At 53.9% G+C, this 24,919-nt stretch carries 22 protein-coding genes; 18 read left to right on the top strand and 4 right to left on the bottom strand.

Going from position 1 to position 24,919, the window contains the following annotated elements:
- Positions 1-36: 36 nt before the first annotated feature.
- Together AAIR21_RS00805 and AAIR21_RS00800 are read right to left on the bottom strand one after the other, a co-directional pair.
- Entirely contained in the window at positions 37-1,380 is a 1,344-nt protein-coding gene (locus AAIR21_RS00805; protein WP_183516186.1) for an anaerobic C4-dicarboxylate transporter, read from the bottom strand.
- A gap of 176 nt (positions 1,381-1,556) precedes the next feature.
- Complete coding sequence (locus tag AAIR21_RS00800; RefSeq protein ID WP_020883369.1) at positions 1,557-2,060, bottom strand: non-heme ferritin-like protein; 504 nt, start codon at positions 2,058-2,060, stop codon at positions 1,557-1,559.
- Between the two features lie 506 nt (positions 2,061-2,566).
- On the opposite strand from AAIR21_RS00800, the gene AAIR21_RS00795 reads away from it, so the two are divergent.
- The 6 genes from AAIR21_RS00795 to otsA all read left to right on the top strand — a co-directional run bounded on the left by AAIR21_RS00795 (position 2,567) and on the right by otsA (position 9,390).
- Positions 2,567-3,124, top strand: a complete 558-nt coding sequence (locus tag AAIR21_RS00795) for a DJ-1 family glyoxalase III (RefSeq protein WP_032679709.1) — start codon at positions 2,567-2,569, stop codon at positions 3,122-3,124.
- A 316-nt stretch (positions 3,125-3,440) separates the two neighbouring features.
- Positions 3,441-4,430 carry an arabinose ABC transporter substrate-binding protein AraF gene (gene araF, locus AAIR21_RS00790; protein ID WP_020883371.1) on the top strand — a complete coding sequence of 330 codons (990 nt, stop codon included), beginning with the start codon at positions 3,441-3,443 and terminating at the stop codon, positions 4,428-4,430.
- Between the two features lie 71 nt (positions 4,431-4,501).
- On the top strand, positions 4,502-6,016 hold the full coding sequence (gene araG, locus AAIR21_RS00785) for an L-arabinose ABC transporter ATP-binding protein AraG (RefSeq protein WP_032678442.1): 1,515 nt from the start codon (positions 4,502-4,504) through the stop codon (positions 6,014-6,016).
- 14 nt (positions 6,017-6,030) lie between these two features.
- Positions 6,031-7,011 (top strand): arabinose ABC transporter permease AraH, encoded by a 981-nt coding sequence (gene araH / locus AAIR21_RS00780; RefSeq protein WP_014884358.1) that lies wholly within the window; start codon positions 6,031-6,033, stop codon positions 7,009-7,011.
- Positions 7,012-7,187: 176 nt separating this feature from the next.
- The gene (gene otsB, locus AAIR21_RS00775) at positions 7,188-7,991 is read left to right on the top strand and encodes a trehalose-phosphatase (RefSeq protein WP_014170681.1); all 804 of its coding nucleotides are present in this window, start codon (positions 7,188-7,190) and stop codon (positions 7,989-7,991) included.
- The gene (gene otsA / locus AAIR21_RS00770; protein WP_183516187.1) at positions 7,966-9,390 is read left to right on the top strand and encodes an alpha,alpha-trehalose-phosphate synthase; all 1,425 of its coding nucleotides are present in this window, start codon (positions 7,966-7,968) and stop codon (positions 9,388-9,390) included. Before otsB ends, otsA begins: the two co-directional genes overlap by 26 nt.
- A gap of 15 nt (positions 9,391-9,405) precedes the next feature.
- On the opposite strand, the gene uspC is transcribed toward otsA, so the two are convergent.
- Complete coding sequence (gene uspC / locus AAIR21_RS00765) at positions 9,406-9,834, bottom strand: universal stress protein UspC (RefSeq protein WP_183516188.1); 429 nt, start codon at positions 9,832-9,834, stop codon at positions 9,406-9,408.
- Positions 9,835-10,630: 796 nt separating this feature from the next.
- Between uspC and flhD the strand changes: the two genes are divergently transcribed.
- The 6 genes from flhD (at position 10,631) to cheW (ending at position 16,060) form a co-directional block, all read left to right on the top strand.
- Positions 10,631-10,981: a flagellar transcriptional regulator FlhD gene (flhD, locus tag AAIR21_RS00760; RefSeq protein WP_020883374.1), complete on the top strand. Its 351-nt coding sequence runs from the start codon at positions 10,631-10,633 to the stop codon at positions 10,979-10,981.
- A 2-nt stretch (positions 10,982-10,983) separates the two neighbouring features.
- The gene (flhC, locus tag AAIR21_RS00755; protein ID WP_014170677.1) at positions 10,984-11,562 is read left to right on the top strand and encodes a flagellar transcriptional regulator FlhC; all 579 of its coding nucleotides are present in this window, start codon (positions 10,984-10,986) and stop codon (positions 11,560-11,562) included.
- A 123-nt stretch (positions 11,563-11,685) separates the two neighbouring features.
- The gene (gene motA / locus AAIR21_RS00750; protein ID WP_008500417.1) at positions 11,686-12,573 is read left to right on the top strand and encodes a flagellar motor stator protein MotA; all 888 of its coding nucleotides are present in this window, start codon (positions 11,686-11,688) and stop codon (positions 12,571-12,573) included.
- On the top strand, positions 12,570-13,499 hold the full coding sequence (gene motB, locus AAIR21_RS00745) for a flagellar motor protein MotB (protein WP_014170676.1): 930 nt from the start codon (positions 12,570-12,572) through the stop codon (positions 13,497-13,499). Before motA ends, motB begins: the two co-directional genes overlap by 4 nt.
- Positions 13,500-13,503: 4 nt before the next feature.
- Positions 13,504-15,537 carry a chemotaxis protein CheA gene (cheA, locus tag AAIR21_RS00740; protein WP_014170675.1) on the top strand — a complete coding sequence of 678 codons (2,034 nt, stop codon included), beginning with the start codon at positions 13,504-13,506 and terminating at the stop codon, positions 15,535-15,537.
- A 19-nt stretch (positions 15,538-15,556) separates the two neighbouring features.
- Positions 15,557-16,060 carry a chemotaxis protein CheW gene (cheW, locus tag AAIR21_RS00735; protein ID WP_020883376.1) on the top strand — a complete coding sequence of 168 codons (504 nt, stop codon included), beginning with the start codon at positions 15,557-15,559 and terminating at the stop codon, positions 16,058-16,060.
- 189 nt (positions 16,061-16,249) lie between these two features.
- Here cheW and AAIR21_RS00730 read toward each other — a convergent pair whose 3' ends face one another.
- Positions 16,250-17,509 (bottom strand): dicarboxylate/amino acid:cation symporter, encoded by a 1,260-nt coding sequence (locus AAIR21_RS00730; protein WP_025203835.1) that lies wholly within the window; start codon positions 17,507-17,509, stop codon positions 16,250-16,252.
- A gap of 430 nt (positions 17,510-17,939) precedes the next feature.
- On the opposite strand from AAIR21_RS00730, the gene AAIR21_RS00725 reads away from it, so the two are divergent.
- The 6 genes from AAIR21_RS00725 (at position 17,940) to tar (ending at position 24,919) form a co-directional block, all read left to right on the top strand.
- On the top strand, positions 17,940-18,512 hold the full coding sequence (locus AAIR21_RS00725) for a spore coat protein U domain-containing protein (RefSeq protein WP_050736993.1): 573 nt from the start codon (positions 17,940-17,942) through the stop codon (positions 18,510-18,512).
- A 12-nt stretch (positions 18,513-18,524) separates the two neighbouring features.
- Entirely contained in the window at positions 18,525-19,073 is a 549-nt protein-coding gene (locus tag AAIR21_RS00720) for a Csu type fimbrial protein (protein WP_025203836.1), read from the top strand.
- A gap of 16 nt (positions 19,074-19,089) precedes the next feature.
- The gene (locus AAIR21_RS00715) at positions 19,090-19,851 is read left to right on the top strand and encodes a fimbrial biogenesis chaperone (protein WP_063156578.1); all 762 of its coding nucleotides are present in this window, start codon (positions 19,090-19,092) and stop codon (positions 19,849-19,851) included.
- Complete coding sequence (locus AAIR21_RS00710; RefSeq protein ID WP_183516189.1) at positions 19,827-22,211, top strand: fimbria/pilus outer membrane usher protein; 2,385 nt, start codon at positions 19,827-19,829, stop codon at positions 22,209-22,211. Before AAIR21_RS00715 ends, AAIR21_RS00710 begins: the two co-directional genes overlap by 25 nt.
- The gene (locus tag AAIR21_RS00705; protein WP_040017802.1) at positions 22,208-23,170 is read left to right on the top strand and encodes a Csu type fimbrial protein; all 963 of its coding nucleotides are present in this window, start codon (positions 22,208-22,210) and stop codon (positions 23,168-23,170) included. Before AAIR21_RS00710 ends, AAIR21_RS00705 begins: the two co-directional genes overlap by 4 nt.
- An 84-nt stretch (positions 23,171-23,254) precedes the next feature.
- Positions 23,255-24,919: a methyl-accepting chemotaxis protein II gene (gene tar / locus AAIR21_RS00700; RefSeq protein ID WP_149376764.1), complete on the top strand. Its 1,665-nt coding sequence runs from the start codon at positions 23,255-23,257 to the stop codon at positions 24,917-24,919.

The raw sequence follows: 24,919 nt of genomic DNA, 5'->3' as shown, positions 1-24,919 counted from the left end.
CTAAAAAGGGCGACCGTTTGTCGCCCTTCGCTCACCTTAAAAGAACGTCTGTACCAGCAGATAGCTCGCCGCACACGCGCAGCTAACGCCAATTAATCCCGGCAGAATAAAGCTGTGGTTAATGATAAATTTGCCGATGCGGGTTGTGCCCGAACGGTCAAAGCCGATGCAGGCTAAATCGCTTGGGTAGGTCGGCAGGACAAAATAGCCGTAAGAGGCCGGGAAAAAGGCGATCAGCATTTTCGGGTCGATTCCCAGCATCAGCCCCATAGGCGCAACGGCCGTCAGGGCTGCCGCCTGGCTGTTCACCAGCTTTGATACCAGGAACAGCACAATCGCGTAGGTCCACGGATGACTTTTCACCACGCCTTCCAGCGCCAGCTTTAACTCATCAAGATGCGCCTGGAAAAAGGTATCGCTCATCCACGCCACCCCGAACACCGAGAAGATCGCGACCATACCTGCCTTAAACACCGCGCCGTTAGAAATGGCAGACGCATTGACCTTGCAGGCCATCAGCATTACGGCACCGGCAATTAACATCATCATCTGGATGACAAGGTTCATCGACAGCGCCGTCATTTTTCCTTTTATCTCAAATGCAGGGCGCAGGTCAGGGAATGCCCCCAGCAGGACAACCACGGCAATGCCCGCGAAGAAAATCCACGTGGACCAGTAGGCCTGTTTTGGAAAACGTTGATTCATTAACGTTTCCGTCCCGCCGTAGATGAATTCACGCTGCTTCGGATCTTTGAGCTTTTCCTGAAACTCCTTATCGTCCGCTAACGCTTTCCCGCGACGCAAACTCCACAGCGCAGCAATCGCCACACCGAACAGTGAGGCAGGAACCGAGACGGCGAGAATTTCCAGTATTCCCCACGCGTGGCCGAGCCCATGCTGCGCGCCCAGAATGGAGACCAGTGACACAACGGCCACGGAGACCGGCGAGGCCGTAATTGCCATCTGCGATGCCACTGATGCCACGGCCATTGGGCGTTCCGGGCGGATCCCTTTTTTCAGGGCGATATCCGCAATGATGGGAAACATGGTGTACACCACGTGTCCGGTCCCGCAGAGAAAGGTCAGCATCCAGGTGGTAAAAGGGGCGAGAAGCGTGATGTGTTGAGGATGTTTGCGCAGCAGGCGCTCAGCAAATTGCATCATGACGTTCAGGCCGCCTGCGGTCTGAAGCGTTGCGGCACATCCAATGACGGCGAGAATGGTCAGCATCACGTCAATCGGCGGTTTGCCGGGTTGCAGACCAAAGACAAAACATAAAATAAAAAGGCCAATACCGCTTATCAACCCAAGCCCCATGCCGCCGAAACGCGTACCTGTCAGCAGGCAGAGGAGGATGACAATAAACTCAATGGTGATCATGATGCTCCCTCGTCAATGATAATGTAATTAAATAAATCATTACATGTTGTGTGGTTAATCATTGAGAGCGAGATCTGATTTGTTAAATCTGAGCAAAAGCAGAAGGTTGGCGACGAGAAGGGGAACCTGCTCCCGGTAGGCCGAAAAGCGCGCCTGGCAGGGAGCAGGAAAAATGATCAGTGGTGCTGTACCGTCACAAGGTCAAGCAGATGACGGTCGGTTTGTTCCGGACATAAACCCGCCTGCTGCGCGTTATGGATTTCGTCCGCCAGCGTTTTGAGCAGCATGCCGTCCTGCTGTTGCGCTTTATCCATATCGCGTAAGAATTTAAGGGTTTTGGTGTCGTGTTGTGCTCTGGCTTCATCGGCCAGTTTGTTAAGCGTGCTGCAACGCTGTTCGTACTGTTCCAGTGTTTTCTCAAACAATTCTTCCAGAGAAGAGTAGTTATCGTCGATCGTATCAAGCGCTTTTACGGTTGGGTTCGCACCTGCGGCTTTCATGAAGTTAAAAACACGCATCATATGGGTGACGTTGCTTTGCGCCTGGCTGCGAAAAAAAGTGGCGGAGCCATTGAGACTGTTTTCGGAACACCACGAGCTGATATGCAGGTGCAGATTCGAGGCATAGAACTCGAGGTTCAACTGGGCATTGAGTTTTTGCATCATCGTTTGGGTAGTCATACTCATATCCTTATTGACTGTGGGACGTGATGTCCGCGGCTAACCTGACCCGGCAGGCACATATAATGGAATGCAGAAATGGCATTTCTGCTGCGACAAAAGTCGATCGAATATTCACTTCCTGTGTTCGATATAAATAAGCATACCCTTGTATTCTGTCTAAGAAAACTCTTAATTAGGCTGTGTTTACCATACATTACAAAATTTAATATAGTACAGAAATGAAAACAGATAGAGATAAATTAACACATTAATAACTAATTGATTTTTGTGTGTTTGTGTATTGTTTGTATTGTTTTTTCAAGAGCGAAAATATTAAGGCAACAGAATCTTCTGTGACGATGTGAAAAACAGATCAATCAATCAGGATATATTTTGAGGAATAAAATTGCGCTAAATCAATTTATCGCAAAAAGGTGAGTGTGTGATCGCCGTGCAAGATTGTTATTAATGATTATGTAAAAATGAAACACTGTTTTATCTTGTTTCAATCATTGAGGTTTATGATGGCAAAGGTTGCGGTGCTGTTGGCACCCGGTTTTGAGGAAGCAGAGGCGATTATCACCATTGATATTTTGCGCCGGCTGAACATCGACGTGGAAACTCTGGCCTGCGCGCAGTCGCGTGCAGTGGTCAGTTACCATAACATTCCCATGGTGGCAGACAGCACCTTATCAGAACGCAGCGATTCGCTTTACGATGCGATTGTTCTACCCGGGGGACCCCAGGGCAGCGCAAATCTGGCCGCGGATCCGCAGGTTATCCGTTTTATTTCTGCACATGACGCGCGCGGAAAGCTGATTTGCCCTATTTGTTCAGCAGCGGCGCGCGTGCTGGGGGGAAATGGGCTGCTTCGGGGGCGTCGCTACGTCTGCTCCGGGGATTTATGGGAGACGGTAAAAGACGGTGAATATGTGGATGCACCGGTCGTCCAGGATAAAAACCTGCTCAGCGGCAAAGGTCTTGGTCATGCTTTTGACTTTGCGCTGGCCCTTGCTGCTCGACTGTTGGGTGACGAAACGCCCGTTCGCGATCACGCTGACCACATCTATTACGCCTGGTAAATTTCCCGCCGGATGCTAGAGCGTCCGGCGCTCAGGGACTTCTTAGCTGATCTTATGGATAATTCTGCTTAACCCCGTTTCATTTGTCCGACAATTCCTGCCATTTTTATGTCATTTTCCGCTGAATTTATGTACGCAATTACTGTAATTCTGCGGTGTGATGGCGCTCTCTTATGGATGATTAATTTCCCGCTAAAACTATCACCAGCAATAACGCTTATGACGAGGTAAGCGCTAATGCCTTGTTTTAAGTCCGATTAAATAAGAAGCACGCAAATATTCCCTACAGAAAAGAATGCTAAAGCTGGAGTTTACCATGCACAAATTTACTAAAGCGCTGGCGGCCGTTGGTCTGGCTGCTGTTATGTCACAATCCGCTATCGCAGAGAATTTAAAACTCGGTTTTTTGGTAAAACAGCCAGAAGAGCCGTGGTTCCAGACTGAGTGGAAATTCGCCGATAAAGCCGGAAAAGATTTAGGTTTTGACGTCATTAAAATCGCCGTCCCTGACGGTGAAAAAACCCTGAACGCCATCGACAGCCTGGCGGCCAGCGGTGCGAAAGGTTTCGTTATCTGTACACCCGATCCAAAACTGGGGTCGGCAATTGCGGCTAAAGCGCGCGGTTACGACATGAAGGTTATTGCCGTTGACGATCAGTTCGTCAATGCCAAAGGCAAGCCAATGGACACCGTGCCGCTGGTAATGATGGCCGCGACCAAAATTGGTGAGCGCCAGGGTCAGGAACTCTATAAAGAGATGCAAAAGCGCGGCTGGGATGTAAAAGAGACGGGCGTCATGGCCATCACGGCCGATGAACTGGATACTGCACGTCGTCGTACTACCGGTTCCATGGACGCTCTGAAAGCCGCCGGCTTCCCGGAAAAACAGATCTATAAAGTTCCTACCAAATCCAACGATATCCCCGGCGCGTTCGACGCCGCGAACTCAATGCTGGTTCAACACCCGGAAGTTAAACACTGGCTGGTGGTCGGTATGAACGACAACACCGTGCTGGGTGGCGTGCGTGCGACAGAAGGTCAGGGCTTCAAAGCTCCGGATGTTATCGGTATCGGCATCAACGGCGTTGACGCCGTCAGCGAACTGTCCAAAGCGCAGGCGACCGGCTTCTATGGCTCTCTGCTGCCAAGCCCGGACGTACACGGCTACAAATCCAGTGAAATGCTCTACAACTGGGTGACCAAAGGAGCTGAACCGCCGAAATTTACTGAAGTGACCGACGTGGTGCTGATTACCCGCGACAACTTCAAAGAGGAACTGGCGAAAAAAGGACTGGGCGGTAAGTAATACGCTGTGATTGCGCCCCTCATTCACCATGAGGGGCCAGACGTACACACTACAGGAATCACGGAGACGTTATGCGACAGTCTGATCCGTATCTCTCATTTCGCGGCATCGGGAAAACGTTCCCCGGTGTTAACGCGCTGACCGATATCAGTTTCGACTGCTATGCCGGCCAGGTTCATGCCCTGATGGGTGAAAACGGCGCGGGAAAATCCACGCTGTTGAAAATCCTCAGCGGCAACTATTCCCCTACGACCGGCACACTGGCCATTCGTGGCGAAGAGGTGGCTTTCGCTGATACCACGGCGGCGCTTAATGCTGGGGTGGCCATTATCTATCAGGAACTGCACCTGATCCCAGAGATGACCGTGGCCGAGAATATCTATTTAGGACAGCTCCCGCACAAAAGCGGCGTGGTTAATCGTTCGCTACTTAATTATGAAGCAGGGCTGCAGCTTAAACATCTTGGGCTGGACGTCGATCCTCAGACGCCGCTGAAATACCTCTCCATCGGCCAGTGGCAGATGGTTGAAATTGCCAAGGCTCTGGCGCGTAACGCCAGAATTATTGCCTTTGATGAACCCACCAGTTCGCTTTCCGCACGTGAAATCGAAAACCTGTTCCGCGTGATCCGGGAGTTGCGCCAGGAAGGGCGCACGATTTTGTATGTTTCGCACCGTATGGAAGAGATATTTGCCCTGAGCGATGCCATCACCGTGTTTAAAGATGGCCGCTATGTGCGCACCTTTAGCGATATGGCGCAGGTGAACCATGACCAGCTTGTCCAGGCGATGGTCGGACGCGATCTGGGGGACATTTACCACTGGAAACCGCGTGAGTACGGCCCTGAACGCCTGCGACTGGATAATGTAAAAGCGCCGGGAGTACGCATGCCGGTTTCGTTATCGGTACGCAGCGGTGAAATCGTCGGGCTGTTCGGCCTGGTGGGCGCAGGGCGTAGCGAGTTAATGAAAGGGTTGTTCGGCGGCACGCGCATTACCGAGGGCGTGGTGTCTATTGACGGCGCACCGGTGGATATTCAGAAGCCCGCCCACGCGATTAAGGCAGGCATGATGCTCTGCCCGGAAGATCGCAAAGCGGAGGGGATTATTCCGGTGCATTCGGTGCGTGACAACATCAATATCTCCGCCCGTCGCAAATTTATCCGCGCAGGATGCCTGATCAACGATAGCTGGGAATCGAGCAATGCCGATCACCACATTCGTTCACTCAATATCAAAACGCCGGGACCGGAACAGCTGATCATGAATCTTTCCGGGGGGAACCAGCAGAAGGCCATTCTGGGCCGCTGGCTGTCGGAGGATATGAAGGTCATTTTACTGGACGAACCGACGCGCGGTATCGATGTAGGGGCAAAACACGAGATTTATAACGTGATCTATGAACTGGCAAAACGCGGCGTGGCGGTGCTCTTCGCCTCCAGCGATCTGCCTGAAGTGCTTGGCGTCGCCGATCGCATTGTCGTCATGCGTGAAGGGGAAATTGCCGGTGAATTGCTTCATGAACAGGCGAATGAACAACAGGCGTTGAATCTCGCCATGCCTAAAGTCAGCCAGGCTGTCGCCTGAGTAAGGAGTTAATGATGTCCTCTGTTACTACATCCGGAGCGCCAAAGTCGGCGTTCAGTTTTGGCCGAATCTGGGATCAGTACGGCATGCTGGTGGTCTTTGCCGCCCTGTTTGTCGCCTGTGCGATCTTCGTTCCTAATTTTGCCACCTTTATTAATATGAAAGGGCTGGGGCTGGCCATTTCCATGTCCGGCATGGTGGCCTGCGGTATGCTGTTCTGTCTGGCCTCGGGCGATTTTGACCTGTCGGTGGCCTCGGTTATTGCCTGTGCCGGTGTCACCACGGCTGTGGTAATCAACATGACGGAGAGCCTGTGGATTGGCGTGCTGGCGGGTCTGTTACTGGGCGTGCTCAGCGGTCTGGTGAACGGCTTTGTCATTGCTCGTCTGAAGATTAACGCCCTGATCACAACGCTTGCGACCATGCAAATTGTGCGAGGTCTTGCCTATATCATCTCTGACGGTAAAGCGGTGGGGATTGAAGACGAGCGCTTCTTTACCCTTGGTTACGCTAACTGGCTGGGGCTGCCAGCGCCAATCTGGCTGACCGTGGCCTGTCTTATCCTGTTCGGGTTCCTGCTCAACCGGACCACGTTTGGCCGTAATACCCTGGCTATCGGGGGCAATGAAGAAGCCGCACGTCTGGCCGGTGTGCCGGTTGTGCGTACCAAGATTATTATCTTTGTTCTCTCCGGGCTGGTCTCTGCAGCCGCAGGGATTATTCTGGCATCGCGAATGACCAGTGGCCAGCCAATGACCTCTATCGGTTATGAGCTGATCGTCATTTCAGCCTGTGTTTTGGGGGGCGTTTCCCTGAAAGGCGGCATCGGAAAAATCTCATATGTGGTGGCCGGTATCCTGATCCTGGGGACGGTAGAGAACGCCATGAACCTGCTCAATATTTCGCCGTTCTCTCAGTACGTCGTTCGTGGCCTGATCCTGCTGGCAGCGGTGATATTCGACCGTTACAAGCAAAAAGCGAAGCGTACCGTCTGAGGTTTTTCCTATCTTTATATTGCTCAACTAATAACCTTAGCTGACCCCCGAACCGCCTCGCCAGTTTTGCTGGCGGGGCGGTTGTCAAATGGCGAGCGACGTCACACTGTCTATACTTACATGGCTATGAAAGAGGTAAAGGCGTTTACCTCTCGTAAACCGTAAGGAGGAATAGGGTGGCTGACTTGTTAACTGCACCGCCTGTACTGCCCGGACACTATGCTTTCTTTTTTGATCTCGACGGTACGCTCGCCGAGATAAAGCCGCATCCTGACCTGGTGGCGATCCCCGCCACGGTTCTTCAGAAGTTGCATCAGCTCTCGCAGATGACTGAGGGAGCAGTGGCATTGATATCAGGGCGCTCGATGGCCGAACTGGACCAGCTTGCCAGGCCTTATCGCTTTCCGCTGGCCGGTGTACACGGAGCGGAGCGCCGCGACATCCATGATCAAACGCATATCGTTTCACTCCCCGACGCATTAATCCAGGCGCTACAGGTACAACTCTCGTCTGCGCTGGCAGAACTGCCCGGTACGGAGCTTGAAGCCAAAGGGATGGCTTTTGCCCTGCATTATCGCCAGGCGCCGCAGCACGAAGCGGCTGTGCTTGCGCTTGCGACCGCTATAGCAAATGCACATCCGGAGCTGGCGCTGCAGCCGGGTAAATGCGTGGTGGAGCTTAAACCTAAAGGGATCAATAAAGGCGCGGCGATTGCGGCGTTTATGGCGACACCGCCTTTTAACGGCAGGACGCCCGTTTTTATTGGGGATGACCTGACCGATGAGGCAGGGTTTCGTGTGGTGAATCAGGCCGGAGGGATCGCCATCAAGGTCGGGCCTGGTGAGACTGTCGCCGAATGGCGTCTGGCGGATGTCGCCAGCGTCTGGCAGTGGATATCTGACATCGCTAACCAGCAACAACAACAAATAGCGCAAAACAAAGGGGGAAACCATTATGGGTCGCTTAGTCGTCGTCTCTAACCGAATTGCACCGCCTGATGATAAAAAATCCAGTGCAGGTGGCCTGGCGGTTGGGGTATTAGGTGCCTTAAAAGCCGCCGGTGGGCTGTGGTTTGGCTGGAATGGTGAAATCAGTGAAGAACAGAAACCGCTCAAGAAAGTGACGCGCGGAAATATTACGTGGGCGTCGTTTGCGTTAAACGAAAAAGATTATGACGAGTATTACTCGCAGTTCTCCAATGCTGTGCTGTGGCCAGCGTTTCACTATCGTCTGGATCTGGTCAAATTCCAGCGCGAGTCCTTTGAAGGCTACACGCGGGTGAATTCGCTGCTGGCGGATAAACTGCTGCCTTTAATCGAGGAAGACGATATTTTATGGATCCACGATTATCACCTGCTGCCTTTCGCCAGAGAGTTGCGTAAAAGGGGAGTGAATAACCGGATTGGTTTTTTCCTGCATATTCCGTTCCCGACGCCGGAAATCTTTACCGCGCTGCCGCCGCATGAAGAGTTGCTGGATGCGCTGTGTGACTACGATCTGCTGGGCTTCCAGACCGAGAATGACCGACTTGCGTTCCTTGATTCTGTGTCCGGCAAAACGCGAGTGGTGACCAAAGGGGGTAAAACCCATACGGCCTGGGGCAAGACATTCCACACAGAAGTGTATCCCATCGGTATTGAACCTGAAGAGATTGCCGAGCAGGCTTCCGGTCCGCTGCCGCCCAAACTGGCGCAGCTTAAGAATGAACTCAAGCACGTGAAGAATATCTTCTCGGTGGAGCGTCTTGATTATTCCAAAGGGCTGCCAGAACGTTTCCTGGCGTATGAAACGCTGCTGGAGAAGTATCCGCAGCATCACGGTAAAATCCGCTATACGCAGATAGCGCCCACCTCGCGCGGTGAAGTGCAGGCTTATCAGGATATTCGTCACCAGCTGGAGACGGAAGCAGGGCGCATTAATGGCCGCTACGGTCAGTTGGGCTGGACGCCACTGTTTTATCTCAATCAACACTTTGACCGTAAGATCCTGATGAAAGTGTTCCGCTATGCGGATGTCGGGCTGGTTACGCCATTGCGGGACGGGATGAACCTGGTCGCGAAAGAGTACGTCGCCGCCCAGGACCCCGCCGATCCGGGTGTGCTGGTGCTTTCCCAGTTTGCCGGGGCCGCCAATGAATTGACGTCTGCGCTTATCGTCAACCCTTACGATCGTGACGACGTGGCGAATGCCCTCAACCGTGCGCTGACGATGCCGCTCACGGAGCGTATTTCCCGCCATGCCGAGATGATGGAAACGATCCGTAAGAACGATATTAACCACTGGCAGGCGCGTTTTATTCGCGATCTTCGTGATATTGTGCCGCAGAGTAATGAAGGCCATCTGCAAAAAAAGATCGCGACATTCCCTAAACTCGCCTGATTTTCCTCTGGGGGTTTAACGACCCCCAAGAGGCACTAACAACACATCCACTTGGCTTGAGGCCACAATCGATTTCGCCGCACAGGCTGCGCGAGAAAAAAAGCTGTGGTTATGATTCCCGCATATTACTAAATCAATATTCTGCTTACTGCATATGCTGAGAATATGCGCATTAAGCTCCCCGGTCGCAATAATGGTGTCATATATAGGATATTTCGCCTTTTCTACCAGCTCGCGCATAAATTGCTGCGTTTCTTCCTGTAATACCTCACGAATATCTTCCAACATGGGGGCAGCCAGTTGATTATACATCTCAGGCTCGGCCGCGAGGGTGATCAGGCTGATACGGGCATTATGCGGTCTGGCAATGGAAACCGCCCGGGCGATGAGTTCATGGCTTTCGGGCGAAACCGCAACAGAAACAAGAAGATGGGAGTAACTCATAACGCACTCCTTAGGTGTCTGAAAGACAGCGTCTTAGTCACCATTACCGCGATTTCACCGGATCTGCAAGAGGTGAATACGACATAAGTGTGAAGCTAATCATAATTATTCATTAATTATTCTTATAAGAAGAATAACGGGAAAACGTGCCTAAATGAAAAAAATTAACAACTTAACCTGAATCACACTTTTTTACGTTTCCGGTGTTAAATCGTTTTAACGCGTTATAAACACATTTCTAATGATTACCATGTGAAACAATTGTTATGGGCGTTTTGCATAACTACATGTTTTTTATAGGTAATGAAAATGTGACCTTAAGATGGATTCGCTGTGACGCGCATCCGGTCGCTGACACGTTTCGAACCGCACATGTCATGCCACTTCTGCTCATACTCCTGCATGAGTATTCGCCCATAAAGAATAGAAAACAGTGCTGATTGTTCAAAAAACAACCAACTTACAAGTCATACTGATGGATTTATGGGAGATATTCACTTAAATTGTGTGACGTAGATCACATTTTTTTTAAATTTGGGGGTGGCTGCATTGTATGTGTCAAAACTGACGAGTAGAGTTTGCGTCGAATTAGGAAAAATCTTAGTTATTTGTAAGAAATGATAAAACGTGTAAGAGACGTAACCGCGTTTCAGCTGTTGCGCGTTTCAATGAATACAAACCTAAATTCGACTATGCATTTAGCCTTTTCTTTTTTATACCGGGTGATTTCCCGGCGACATCACGGGGTGCGGTCTTTCCGCATAAAAATAATAGTTGGTTATTCGGGATGGGAACAATGCATACATCCGAGTTGCTAAAACATATCTATGACATCAATTTGTCGTATTTACTGCTCGCGCAGCGTTTGATTAGTCAGGACAAGGCGTCCGCGATGTTTCGTCTGGGTATTAATGAAGAAATGGCAACCATGCTGGGTGGGTTAACCCTTCCTCAAATGGTTAAACTGGCGGAAACAAACCAACTGGTTTGCCAGTTCCGTTTTGACAATCCTCAGACTATCACGCGTCTGACGCAGGATTCCCGTGTTGACGATCTTCAACAGATCCATACCGGTATTCTTCTTTCCACTCGCTTGCTTACCGAAATCAGCCAGCCTGATGACGCAGCCCGTAAGAAAAGGGCCTAGCAATGAGCGAGAAAAGCATTGTTCAGGAAGCGCGTGACATACAGTTAGCAATGGAGCTGATTACGCTCGGTGCTCGTTTACAAATGCTGGAAAGCGAGACTCAGCTGAGTCGTGGTCGCCTCATCAAATTGTATAAAGAGTTACGTGGTAGTCCCCCGCCGAAAGGAATGCTGCCGTTTTCAACGGACTGGTTTATGACCTGGGAACAGAACATTCATGCCTCCATGTTCTGTAATGCCTGGCAGTATCTTCTCAAAACCGGTTTGTGTAGCGGCGTTGATGCCGTGATCAAAGCGTATAAACTTTACCTTGAACAATGCCCGCAGCAGGACGAGGGTCCTTTGCTGGCGCTCACCCGCGCATGGACGCTGGTGCGTTTTGTTGAAAGCGGAATGCTTGAGCTGTCGCGCTGTAACTGCTGCGATGGCAATTTTATTACCCATGCGCATCAGCCTGCAGGCAGCTTCGCCTGTAGTTTATGCCAGCCTCCATCCCGAGCAGTAAAAAGACGTAAACTTTCCCGGGAAGCTGCCGATATTATTCCACAACTGCTGGATGAACAGATCGAACAAGCTGTTTAACCCGAACGTGTGGGCAAGATTCCAGCAGCGGTAAGCAATTACCGCTGCTTTTTTTTACCCCGCAAACGGTAAACGCTGCGAGCTGAACATCCTTGCCATAGTCACTAGCGGAAGGATGATGTCGTGCTTATCTTATTAGGTTACCTGGTAGTTCTCGGTACAGTTTTCGGCGGTTACATGATGACCGGCGGGCACCTTGGAGCACTCTATCAACCGGCTGAACTTATTATCATCGGCGGCGCAGGGGTAGGGGCTTTTATCGTTGGTAATAACGGTAAATCGATCAAGGGCACGCTGAAAGCTATTCCACTGCTGTTCCGTCGCTCTAAATACACCAAAAGCATGTATATGGATCTGCTTGCGCTGCTCTATCGTCTGATGGCGAAGTCGCGTCAGCAGGGCATGTTCTCGCTTGAGCGGGATATTGAAAACCCGAAAGAGAGCGAAATTTTTGCCAGCTACCCGCGCATTCTCGCTGACGCAATGATGCTGGATTTCATCGTCGATTACCTGCGACTGATCATCAGCGGCAACATGAATACCTTCGAAATCGAAGCGCTGATGGACGAAGAGATTGAAACGCATGAAAGCGAATCCGAAGTGCCGGCAAACAGCCTGGCGCTGGTGGGCGATTCCCTTCCTGCGTTCGGTATCGTCGCGGCGGTGATGGGCGTGGTACACGCGCTGGCCTCGGCGGATCGTCCTGCGGCAGAGCTGGGCGCGCTGATTGCGCATGCGATGGTGGGCACCTTCCTCGGTATTTTGCTGGCGTATGGTTTTATCTCTCCGCTGGCCAGCGTTCTGCGTCAGAAGAGCGCGGAAACGACCAAAATGATGCAGTGCGTGAAGATCACGCTGCTCTCTAACCTCAACGGTTATGCGCCACCTATCGCAGTTGAATTCGGCCGTAAAACGCTTTATTCCAGCGAGCGCCCGTCGTTTATCGAGCTTGAAGAACACGTGCGTGCGGTGAAAAACCCAAACCAACAGACGACAACTGAGGACGCATGAAAAATCAGTCCCATCCGATCGTCATCGTAAAAAAACGCAAGCACAAGGGGCATGGGCACGGCGCGCATGGCTCCTGGAAAATCGCGTACGCCGATTTTATGACCGCAATGATGGCATTCTTTCTGGTGATGTGGCTCATCTCCATCTCCAGTCCGAAAGAGTTGATCCAGATTGCCGAGTATTTCCGAACGCCGCTGGCGACCGCCGTGACCGGTGGGCAGCGAATCTCTAACAGCGACAGCCCGATCCCTGGCGGCGGCGATGATTACACCCAGCAGAAGGGTGAGGTGAAGAAAGAGCCGAACATCGACGAGCTGAAAAAACGCATGGAGCAAGCGCGCCTGAAGAAACTGCGCGGCGATCTCGATCAGCTGATTGAGGCGGATCCTAAACTGCGTGCCCTGCGACCACACCTGAAGATCGATCTGGTGCAGGAAGGTTTACGTATACAGATTATTGATAGCCAGAACCGCCCGATGTTCAAAACGGGCAGCGCGGAAGTTGAGCCATACATGCGCGACATTTTGCGCGGCATTGCGCCAGTGCTGAACGGTATTCCTAACCGTATCAGCCTGTCTGGACACACGGATGACTTCCCGTACGCCACGGGTGAGAAGGGATACAGCAACTGGGAGCTTTCTGCCGATCGTGCCAACGCCTCGCGTCGCGAGCTGGTGGCAGGTGGGCTTGATGATGGCAAGGTACTGCGCGTGGTCGGCATGGCATCAACCATGCGTGTCACTGACCGCGGGCCGGATGACGCCATCAACCGTCGTATCAGTCTTTTAGTGCTGAACCAGCAGGCGGAGCAGGCCATCCTGCACGAAAACGCCGAAAGTCAGAATGAGTCACTGGACGATTTAAAACAGCCTGGGGCCGTTCCTTCGGCTGCCGTTCCAACATCGCCACCAGCCAATCCGAGGTGATAGCGTGAGCATGGATATTAGCGATTTTTACCAGACATTCTTTGATGAAGCCGACGAATTGTTGGCCGATATGGAGCAACACTTGCTGGATTTGGTGCCTGAAGCACCGGACTCCGAGCAGCTCAATGCCATCTTCCGTGCGGCGCACTCGATTAAAGGCGGAGCCGGAACGTTTGGATTTACCATCCTGCAGGAAACGACCCATTTAATGGAAAACCTGCTGGATGAAGCACGACGCGGTGAGATGCAGCTCAATACCGACATTATCAACCTGTTTTTGGAAACCAAAGATATTATGCAGGAACAGCTCGACGCCTATAAAAGCTCGGCAGAGCCTGATGCCGCCAGCTTTGAATACATCTGCAATGCGCTGCGCCAGCTCGCGCTGGAAGCCAAAGGTGACGCAGCCGCAGCCGTTGTTCCGGCAGCCAAACTGAGCGTTGTCGATGCCGTTACCGCACAAGAGGCGGCCCCGGCCGCCGCTGCGAGTAAAGTGCGCGTGGTGCTGTCACGCCTCAAAGAGAACGAAGTTGACCTGCTTGAAGAAGAGCTGAGTAACCTGGCGAAATTAAGCAACGTGGTGAAAGGCAAAGACAGCCTGAGTGCGACGCTGGAAGAGGGGATCAGCCAGGACGATATCGTGGCGGTCCTGTGCTTTGTTATCGAAGCCGACCAGATCGCGTTTGAAACTGAAACGGCGGCGGTTGACGTGCCAGCGGCAGTGGAAGAGGTGGCGGTTGTTCCTCAGGCGGCCGCGCCTGCCGTTGCGCCTGCGGCGCCGGTATTGAAAGCGGTGCCAAAAGATGCTGCCGCGCCAGGCCGTGGTGACAAACCGGCCGCGCGTTCCAGTGAATCCACCAGCATCCGTGTCGCCGTCGAGAAAGTTGACCAGCTGATTAACCTGGTGGGTGAACTGGTGATTACCCAGTCGATGCTGGCACAGCGGTCTAACGAACTGGATCCGGTGACCCACGGCGATCTGATCACCAGCATGGGGCAGTTGCAACGTAATGCCCGCGACCTGCAGGAATCGGTGATGTCCATCCGTATGATGCCGATGGAATATGTCTTCAGCCGCTTCCCGCGTCTGGTGCGTGACCTGGCCAGCAAACTGAATAAACAGATTGAACTGACGCTGATGGGCAGCTCCACCGAGCTGGATAAAAGCCTGATCGAACGCATTATCGACCCGTTAACGCACCTGGTGCGTAACAGCCTCGACCACGGTATCGAACTGCCGGAAAACCGCATTGCCGCCGGAAAATCCCCGGTCGGGAATCTGATCCTCTCCGCCGAACACCAGGGCGGGAACATCTGCATCGAAGTGACCGATGACGGTGCGGGCCTGAACCGTGAGCGCATTCTGGCGAAAGCCATTTCGCAGGGAATGGCGGTCAACGAAAACATGACTGACGAAGAAGTGGGCATGCTGATCTTCGCGCCAGGCTTCTCGACCGCAGAGCAGGTGACGGACGTTTCCGGCCGCGGCGTGGGAATGGACGTGGTGAAGCGTAACATTCAGGAGATGGGCGGCCACGTTGAGATCAAGTCTAAGCAAGGTTCCGGCACCACCATTCGTATCCTGCTGCCGCTGACGCTGGCAATCCTCGACGGCATGTCGGTGAAAGTGGCGGACGAAGTCTTTATTCTGCCGCTGAACGCAGTGATGGAATCGCTGCAGCCGCGTGAAGAAGATCTGCATCCGCTGGCGGGTGGCGAGCGCGTTCTTGAAGTGCGCGGTGAGTACCTGCCGCTGGTCGAATTGTGGAAAGTGTTCGAAGTGGATGGCGCGAAAACCGAGGCCACGCAGGGGATCGTGGTGATCCTGCAAAGTGCGGGTCGCCGCTACGCGCTGCTGGTTGATCAACTGATTGGCCAGCACCAGGTGGTCGTGAAGAACCTCGAAAGCAACTACCGCAAAGTGCCAGGTATTTCTGCCGCCACTATTCTGGGTGACGGTAGCGTGGCGCTGATCGTTGATGTGTCGGCGCTTCAGGGATTAAATCGTGAACAACGTGTGGCGTACACAGCCGCCTGATTAAGTAGAAGGTAATAACATGACCGGTATGAGTAATGTAACGAAACTGGCGGGCGAGCCATCAGGGCAGGAATTCCTGGTATTCACTTTAGGCGATGAGGAGTACGGCATCGATATCCTGAAAGTGCAGGAAATTCGTGGTTACGACCAGGTTACCCGCATCGCGAACACGCCTGCCTTTATTAAAGGTGTCACCAACCTGCGCGGCGTGATTGTGCCTATCGTTGACCTGCGCGTGAAGTTCAGCCAGGGCGACGTGGACTATAACGAGAACACCGTGGTGATTGTCCTGAATCTGGGGCAGCGCGTGGTTGGGATCGTGGTGGATGGCGTATCTGATGTGCTGTCTCTGACGTCCGATCAAATCCGTCCGGCGCCGGAGTTTGCGGTCACGCTGTCTACCGAGTATCTGACGGGGCTGGGAGCACTGGGTGAACGTATGCTGATTCTGGTGAATATTGAGAAGCTGCTGAACAGTGATGAGATGGCGCTGCTGGATATCGCGACGAATCACGTGGCGTAATGTTTCTCTAAACGGTTCTGTGAGGCTTTCGTGGAACCGTTTCGTTCAGTCGGGCATTTCGGTTATCTGATTCGCCCGCTGCGGTGAACGTATTAAGGGGGCTATTGCAGCCCCCTTATCTTATTCACTTACTGCAGGCGTAGTATTTTCTGCTGGCCTTAAGGTGAACGAAACCATTCGGCCAACCCGTTACGCTTCCTGCTCTACCAGCTCAGTCTCCGCTTCACGCGCCCCTTCATTTTGCGACAGCATCGCAGTCGCAATACCGTTACCCAGCACGTTAATCGCTGAACGTCCCATATCCAGGAAATGATCGATCCCCATCAGCAGCAAAATACCCGCCACCGGAATATTGAAACTCGGGATGGTTGCCGCCAGCACCACCAGCGACGAACGAGGCACCCCCGCAATCCCTTTTGAAGCCAGCATCAGCGTCAGCATCAGCACGGTCACTTCGGTGAAGCTCAGGTGAATATTGTACGCCTGGGCGATAAACATCGAGGCGAAAGAGCAATACACCATAGAGCCCACCAGGTTAAAGGAGTAACCGATCGGCAGAACGAAAGAGGCGATATTGCGCGAGCAACCAAAACGCTCAAGCTGCTCCAGCGTTTTTGGATACGCCGCTTCTGAACTGCTGGTGGTAAACGCCACCAGCACCGGGTCCTTCAGCATGCTGACCAGGCGGAACACCTCTTTCTTCAGCACCATATAGCCGACGGCCAGCAGCACCATGCAGGTGAGAAGGATTGCCACGTAGTAGCCGCCAATAAAGGAGGCGTAGTTCAGCAGAATGCCCAGACCCTGAGTGGCAATCACAGATGAGATGGCGGCGAAAATGGCCAGCGGGGCGACGTACATCACGTAACCCGTCACCTTCAGCATGATATGGGAGACCACATCCAGCGCGGCCACCAGCGGGGCATTGAATTTTTGCCCCAGCGACGCGCCGGCGATGCCGAAGAACATAGAGAAGACCACAATCTGCAGGATTTCATTGTTCGCCATCGCACCGGCAATACTGGTCGGAATGGTATGGGACAAGAACGCTTTCAGCGTCATCCCCCCCACCGCAAGGCCGGTGTCTACCGCCTCTTTCGGGATAGCCAGGTTCAGGCCGCTGCCCGGACGCTCCAGCGTGACGATAAACAGTCCCACCAGAATGGAAAGCACGGATGAGCTAATAAACCACACCATCGCTTTGCCGCCCACGCGACCAATGGTGGAGGTTTCACCCAGTTTCATAATGCCCACGGTCAGCGTGCTGAAGACCAGTGGCGCAATAACCATTTTAATCAGACGCAGGAAAATATCGGTCAGCAGCGTGATGTTATCCGACCATGCTTTGATAGCATCCGCAGAGGCATACTCATGAATCGCCGCCCCTGAAAGAATACCCGCCAGCATGAATATCACGATGAAGAGTGTGAGTTTGTTTGCACTTGCCACGAAAAAAGACCCTCTATGCGCTTTGGTTGCCGTCTGCGCCGATGTATATAGATTTTTTATTACGACGCAGGAAATTATTCGGCACATAAATTGAAGTAAAGCGGAGGGAGATACAACTAGTTTTTAATTTTTATTAATTTTGTTGTTAATGCCTCGACGATATATTGTGATGCAGATCACATTTCGATGGATATATCCTCTGCGTATACGAGAAATAAGGCATTCACAAAGTATTAACATCCTGTTTTATAAATAAATATTCAGTCAATAAGCCATCAGTCTTGCCCTCCGCGGCGCGGGTGGTCGAAGCGGTATCCATAAACTAAATTCTCAATAACCCCCGGAAGAGGAACGTTAAGTGGGGCTAACATCTTGAACAGCAAAAATAAAATGTGGCAAGCGAACGGAAATGTCTTCTGGAGGGTGGTAAATGAAAAGAAAACTCCTTTTGATCTGTGCAGGCACGTTGCTGACGGTGACAACAGCCCAACAGGCGCTGGCGGTGACCAGCAGCGGTACTATTGGCGCGACGTTAACCCTGACGAACGGTTGTCTGATAAACGGCTCGCCCACGCAAAATGGCATTAACTTCGGGACCCTGGATTTCGGCACCCACCCCGCAACGTTTTCCACCCTGACGACGCAGTTGACCGGTGCCAGCGGCGGTAACACTTTCACCATTCAATGCACGACCGCCAGCTATACGGTGGCGATCACCGGGAATACCAACTCCACCGCGCCGGGTACCGTTGTGGGGACGCCAGGCACGCCTGCGCGCTATCTGGTCAACACCACCAATGCTGCACAGGGTGTGGCTTACAGCCTGTATAGCGACAGCGGATTTAACAACGTCGTTGCCAACAACGCGGCACTGCCAATAGCGTCAACCGCCGGGGGCATCGACAGTTACACACTTTACGGGCGAATTACCGGGGGCGGTAACAGCGTTACGGTCGTTCCGGGCACCTACACCGACACGATTAACGTCAGCGTCACCTACTAGTTTCACGCAGCCATGAAGGCATCCATTTTGCGTCTGCGCAACAGCGCGGAGGGGATCGTGCACCCGTTGTACGCGCTGATCGTCTGCCTGATGCTGGTGCCTGCGGCGGGGGCTGTGACGTCACAGTCATTTAAGGTCAGCGCGACCATTGTGCCCGGGTGCGCGGTATCCACGGGCAGCGGAGGAGTTTTCGGTACGCTCGATTTCGGTACCCACAACGGGGTGGAAAGTGCCCCGGTGAGCACCAGTTTTGTGCCTAACGGGGCCTTGTCCATCGCCTGCACGCCCGGCGTGGCGCTGAGTATGAGCATTAACGGCGGACAGAATTACTCCTCCGTTCGGCGTATGAAGCGCTCAGGGGGAACGGAAGTGGTGGGATATCGCCTTTACAGCAGCAGTTCGCTGGCGGCGAACAGCGAAATTGGCGTCAATCAGGCAATACCGGTGACCTATACCAACAGTAATAACATTGCGCTGCCGCTTTTTGGCGTGGCGCTGCTGACCGGGTTTAGCCCGGCAGGAACGTATTCTGATCAGCTCACCGTGACCTTGTCATGGTGATAAAGGGAGACAGTCGATGAAGCCATTTTTCAGACACCTTTGTCTGGTGAGTTTGTTGGGGGGAATGGCTGCGGCGACAGGCCAGGCGCAGGCGGCGGCAACCATTCTGTTGTGGCCCATCGATCCGTGGCTGTCAGCGGATGCCAAAGCCACTGAATTATGGATCCAGAATCAGGGGAACAGCGCAACGACAATGCAGGTCCGCATTGTGCGCTGGAAGCAGGAGGGCGGTTATGAACGCTACTCCGCACAGCAGGACGTGGTGGCCAGCCCGCCCATCGTCACCATTGGCAAAGGCAGTAAGCAGCTTATTCGTCTGATTAAGCAGGGTTCGGTGCCGCTCGGCGTCGAACAGGCCTACCGCATTATTGTGGATGAAATCCCCCAGCCGGATGCCAAAGCCGAGCCGGCCATTGGCCTGAAATTGCAAATGCGCTACTCCATTCCTTTGTTCGTTTATGGACAGGGGATCCCGACCCTAAAAGAGGGGGCACATCATGCGCTGGTGGAGACCAAAAATCTGAGCTGGCGGGTGACGCAGGAGAAGGGACAGCCTGCCCTGGAGGTCCGTAATCAGGGGGATGTGCACGTCAAACTCAGCCAGGTGGCGCTGGAGCAGGGCGGGCAGAAGCGGACGGTTGCAGACGGATTACTCGGGTATGTTCTTGCGGGCAGCACCCGCACCTGGTCAATCCCGGCCGGAATAGGTCAGCCAGACCGGCTGAGCGCGCAGATTAATGCCAGGGATACGCAATGGCAGTCGACGCCCGTCAACTGAAACCGGCGATGATGATCCTGCTCTTCGTCAGTACCAGCACCTGGGCTGAGCCCGGGGATGACAGTTTACCGCCGCCGCCGCAGGCTCAGGCGTTGAACGGCGAAGCGGTCTTTCAGCTCTCGATTGTGTTGAATCACTACGACACCGGTATGGTGGTGCCCGTGACGCAGCGCGAGGGGGCATTCTTTATTTCCAGCGCCGACCTGCTGCGGGCAGGGCTTCCGCCGGAGCATGTGCCTGCCGGAGACGTGAACCTTTCTACCCTGCCGCAGGTGCGCGTAGAGTACGACAGCGCCGCGCAGCGTCTGCTGCTGGGCGTTCCGGCCGACTGGGTCGCCTCACGCGTGACCCCTTTCAGCGGACAAATGTCACAAAGCAAACCGCACTTCGGGCGGGGAGCACTGCTTAATTACGATCTCTACACCAACCATACGGAACATGTTGGCGGACAGGCCTCGCTCTGGCATGAATTCCGCTACTTCAATGAGAACGGCTCCTTTTCTTCAACCGGCTATGCCCGGGAAAATTTCACCGGAAACGACGGTCAGCAGGAAGGGTATGTGCGCTATGACACGACGCTTCTGATAACGAACGAGGACGAGGCAACGACCTGGACCGTCGGGGATGTGATCAGCGATGCCCTGAGCTGGAGCACCAGTGTGCGTATGGGCGGGATCAGCTACGGGCGGGATTTCTCCCTGCGTCCTGATCTCGTGACCTGGCCACTCCCAGAGTTCTCGGGCGAAGCGGCGGTTCCCACCTCGGTGGATCTCTTTATCAATGGCTATCGTTCCGGCTCGACCCAGCTTCAGCCGGGACCGTTCACCCTGACCAATCTGCCCTATATCAACGGAGCAGGGGACGCGGTACTGGTCACCACCGATGCGCTGGGCCGCCAGGTGAGTACCACGCTGCCGTTTTACGTCACCAGCGAATTGCTGAAACAAGGCCTGAGCGACGGGGCGGTGACGCTCGGCAGCCTGCGGCGTAATTACGGCATCAAGAATTTTGACTACGGCCCGGCGGCGGGTAGTGGGTCGTATCGCTATGGCGTTACGGACTGGCTGACGCTGGAGGGCCATGCCGAAGGGGCAGAAACGCTGGCCCTGGGTGGGATGGGGACGGTGGTTAAATTGGGTCGGTTTGGCGTCGTGAATACCGCGTATTCTCAAAGCCGCATGCGCGGAGATAATGGCGGGCAAATCAACTGGGGCTATCAGTACAGTACCAGTGAATTTAGTGTAGCGACACAGCATACGCGGCGCGATCGCGACTTTGGCAACCTCGCCCTCTACGACCAACCGACGGTCTATGACGAAAATGACCGGCCCATCGCCAGTTTTAGTCGCAACACCGACCAGTACTCTCTCACCTTTAACCTGGGCGAATATGGCAGTCTCGGTGCTGCCTGGATCGGCGTGGAGAGCTTTGACAACCAAAAAACCGAACTGCTGAATCTCTCCTGGAGCCGCAATTTGTGGGGGGCGAGCAGTATTTATCTGGCCGCAAGCCGCGATCAGCAGCGGGGAGACTGGACGGTGGCCATGTCGCTTCAGGTGCCGCTGGGAGAGCGTGACAGTGCGGCCGTAACCTATGAAAACACGCCAGATGCCGGCAGCACGCAGCGTATCAACTACAACCACTCCATGCCTTCCGACGGTGGCTTTAGCTGGAACATGGCATGGGCCAACCAGTCGAAAGCCAATGATTATCAGCAGGGAACGCTGGGCTGGCGCAATAACAACATCGAACTTCAGGGCGGTGGTTATGGCGAAAGGGGCATGATGACCTGGTGGGGAGAGGCGATGGGCGCGATTGTGCTGATGGACGGCGAACTGTTTGCGGCAAACAAAATCAACGATGCGTTTGTGGTGATCAGCACCGACGGTCACCCGGACGTTCCCGTCAGCTATGAGAACCAGCCGGTCGGCAAAACGAACAATAACGGCTACCTGCTGGTCAGCGGTGTATCGGCTTATTACCCGGCCAGTTATCGCATTGATACCCTGAATCTGCCCGCGGATACCCGGCTGAAAGAGACAGAGCGGCGGATCGCTATTCGCCGCCACAGCGGTTATCTGGTCGATTTCCCGATGGAGCAGGAGCGGGTGGCAAGCGTCATTCTGCATGACAAGCAGGGGCAGGCTATCCCGGTGGGAAGCCAGGTTCGACGCGCCTCGCGCAACAATGCGGTGGTGGGGTATGACGGCATCGCCTGGCTGGAAAATCTCAGCGATGTGAACCCGCTTGAGGTGATTACGCCAGACGGAAAACACTGCTCGGCCACGCTGACCGTGGGGGCCAACCCGGAACATAAGCTGCAGACATACGGACCGCTGATTTGCCGGGAGGAACGGTGAAGCGCTTACTGCTGTTGATACTGCTGCTGTTTTCCGGCGGCGGCTGGGCGGCGTGTACCGTCAGTACGGTAAATGCGTCATTTGGTAGCGTCACCTCGTTCGCGCTCAGCGGAACCGGGGAGGTCGAAACCACCGGCAGGCTGATCGTGGCATGCGACGCTGTGCTCAATCTTCTGACCAACGACTCGGTGACGCTGAACTACACCGCCGCGTCGGTTTCAGGCAACAGCCGTGCCACCATGAAACGCACCGACAATGCGGCCATCACGGATGTGATCCCCACCCGGTTGTGCGGGTTAACGGGGTGTTCGAGCAATAGCGAAGTGCAAATCAGCAAAGCTTATACCTGGAGCGGCAACACCCTGCTGGGATTACTGGGGTCAAAACAGTACAGCATTCCGCTTTATTTCCGCACCGTTGCCGGACAAAACGTCACGGCCGGTCCTTATCAGGTGCTGCTCACCTTCAGCATCAACTACAGCGTCTGTTCCGTGGGCGTGCTGGGCCTTTGCACCGTTCCCCAGACAGGCACGGCGACCACCAGTATTCTTCTCAACATGACCGTCACCAACGACTGCAGCGCCATGACCACGCCGGACGTCAACTTCAACAGTGCGCCGCTGGTGCAAAGTTTCCCCACTGTCTCGCAGGCGATTGCCGTCACCTGTACCAAAGGAAGCACTTACACTATCGGAATTAATAATGGTGCCAACGCGCTGAATAATGTTCGCCGCATGGTGAGCGGCAGTAACTACATGAGTTACGACATTTATAAAGAAGCCACGACCAACCGCTGGGGTGGCAGCGGTACCGAGCGCTGGACCAGCGCAACCTCCTCGCAGGTCAGTACCGACGGTTTATTGCGAACCTACAACTACACTGCCAAAGTCCTTACCAGCCAGTCTACGCCGCCTGCCGGCACCTATACCGATACACTGATCGTTGACGTTGCGTTTTAACCCCGCGCTTTTCCCTTTCTCAAATGTAAAGTTCCTGTAGTCAGTGCCGATAACACCGTTAATAAATCTATGAGAAGGTGTTGTATGTTGAACCGTATCCGCGTTGTCACAATGCTTATGATGGTGCTGGTCATTTTCGCACTTCTTCAGCTTACCTCCGGCGGGCTTTTTTTCTCGTCACTTAAACAAAACCAGGACAGTTTCGCCGCCTCGAACGATCTCCGCGTACAGCAGAGTGAACTGACGTCGACGTGGGATCTGATGCTGCAAACGCGTATCAACCTGAGCCGCTCTTCCGCCCGCATGATGATGGATCCAAATAATCAGCAGAGCAGTGCGAAAACGGAACTGCTGAAAAATGCGCGGGCGACCCTTGCTGACGCCGCGAAACACTACGACGCCTTTAAGAAAATCACGCCACAGCCTGCCATGGCGCAGGTGAGCCAGAATATCGATGAAAAGTACAACGCCTACTACACCGGTCTGACGGAGCTTATTCAGTTCCTGGAAAGCGGCAACATGGACGCGTATTTCGCGCAGCCTACCCAGGGGATGCAAAACGCCCTCGGTGCGGCACTCGGGGAATATGCCAAAGCCAGTGGCGACCTGTATCACTCGGCCTTTACGCAAAGCCAGAATGATTACCGCTTTGCCAAATGGCAGATGGCCGTCATGGCGCTGGCGCTGGTCATCGTGCTGGTGGGCGTGTGGTATGGCATTCGCCACATCCTGCTTAATCCTCTCGGTCGCGTCATTGCCCACATTCGCGAGATTGCCGGTGGTGACCTGACCAAAACGCTGACCGTCTCCGGGCGCAATGAAATTACCGAGCTGGCAAACAGCGTTGATCATATGCAGCGCTCGCTAATTGAGACCGTCGCCAACGTGCGTAACGGATCGGAAGCCATTTATACCGGTACCAGCGAAATTGCGATGGGCAACAACGATCTGTCGTCGCGCACCGAACAGCAGGCGTCGGCGCTCGAAGAGACCGCCGCCAGCATGGAGCAACTTACCGCGACCGTGAAGCAGAACGCGGACAACGCCCGTCAGGCCTCACAGCTGGCGGAAAGCGCGTCCGAAACGGCGCAGCGAGGCGGTCGCGTGGTGGACGGCGTGGTGAAAACCATGCACGAAATCGCCGACAGTTCGAAGAAAATCGCCGACATCATTAGCGTTATCGACGGCATCGCTTTCCAGACCAATATCCTCGCCCTCAACGCCGCCGTTGAAGCCGCACGTGCGGGCGAGCAGGGGCGCGGGTTTGCCGTGGTGGCCGGGGAAGTGCGCAACCTTGCCAGCCGCAGTGCCAACGCGGCGAAAGAGATCAAGGCCCTGATTGAAGACTCCGTTTCCCGCGTCGATACCGGCTCCGTGCTGGTAGAAAGCGCAGGGGAAACCATGAATGACATCGTGAATGCCGTTACCCGCGTAACGGACATCATGGGTGAAATCGCCTCTGCGTCGGATGAGCAGAGTCGTGGTATCGACCAGGTCGCTCTGGCGGTATCGGAAATGGATCGCGTGACACAACAAAACGCCGCGCTGGTGCAGGAATCCGCTGCGGCGGCCGCTGCGCTGGAAGACCAGGCAAGCCGTCTGAAGATGGCCGTCTCGGCGTTTCGTCTCGCTTCACTCGCTGGAAACACGGTCACCCCGCAAGCAACGTATCTCGCGCCTGCCGCAGCAGCGGCAGCGACCCGTAAACCTGCAGCGACGACCGGACATGAAAACTGGGAAACATTTTGA

This window comes from Enterobacter sp. PTB (assembly GCF_051130085.1).
Classification (GTDB): Bacteria; Pseudomonadota; Gammaproteobacteria; order Enterobacterales; family Enterobacteriaceae; genus Enterobacter; species Enterobacter ludwigii.
The sequence above is the reverse complement of the archived record's forward strand: the minus strand, read 5'-3'. Positions and strand labels throughout refer to the sequence as shown.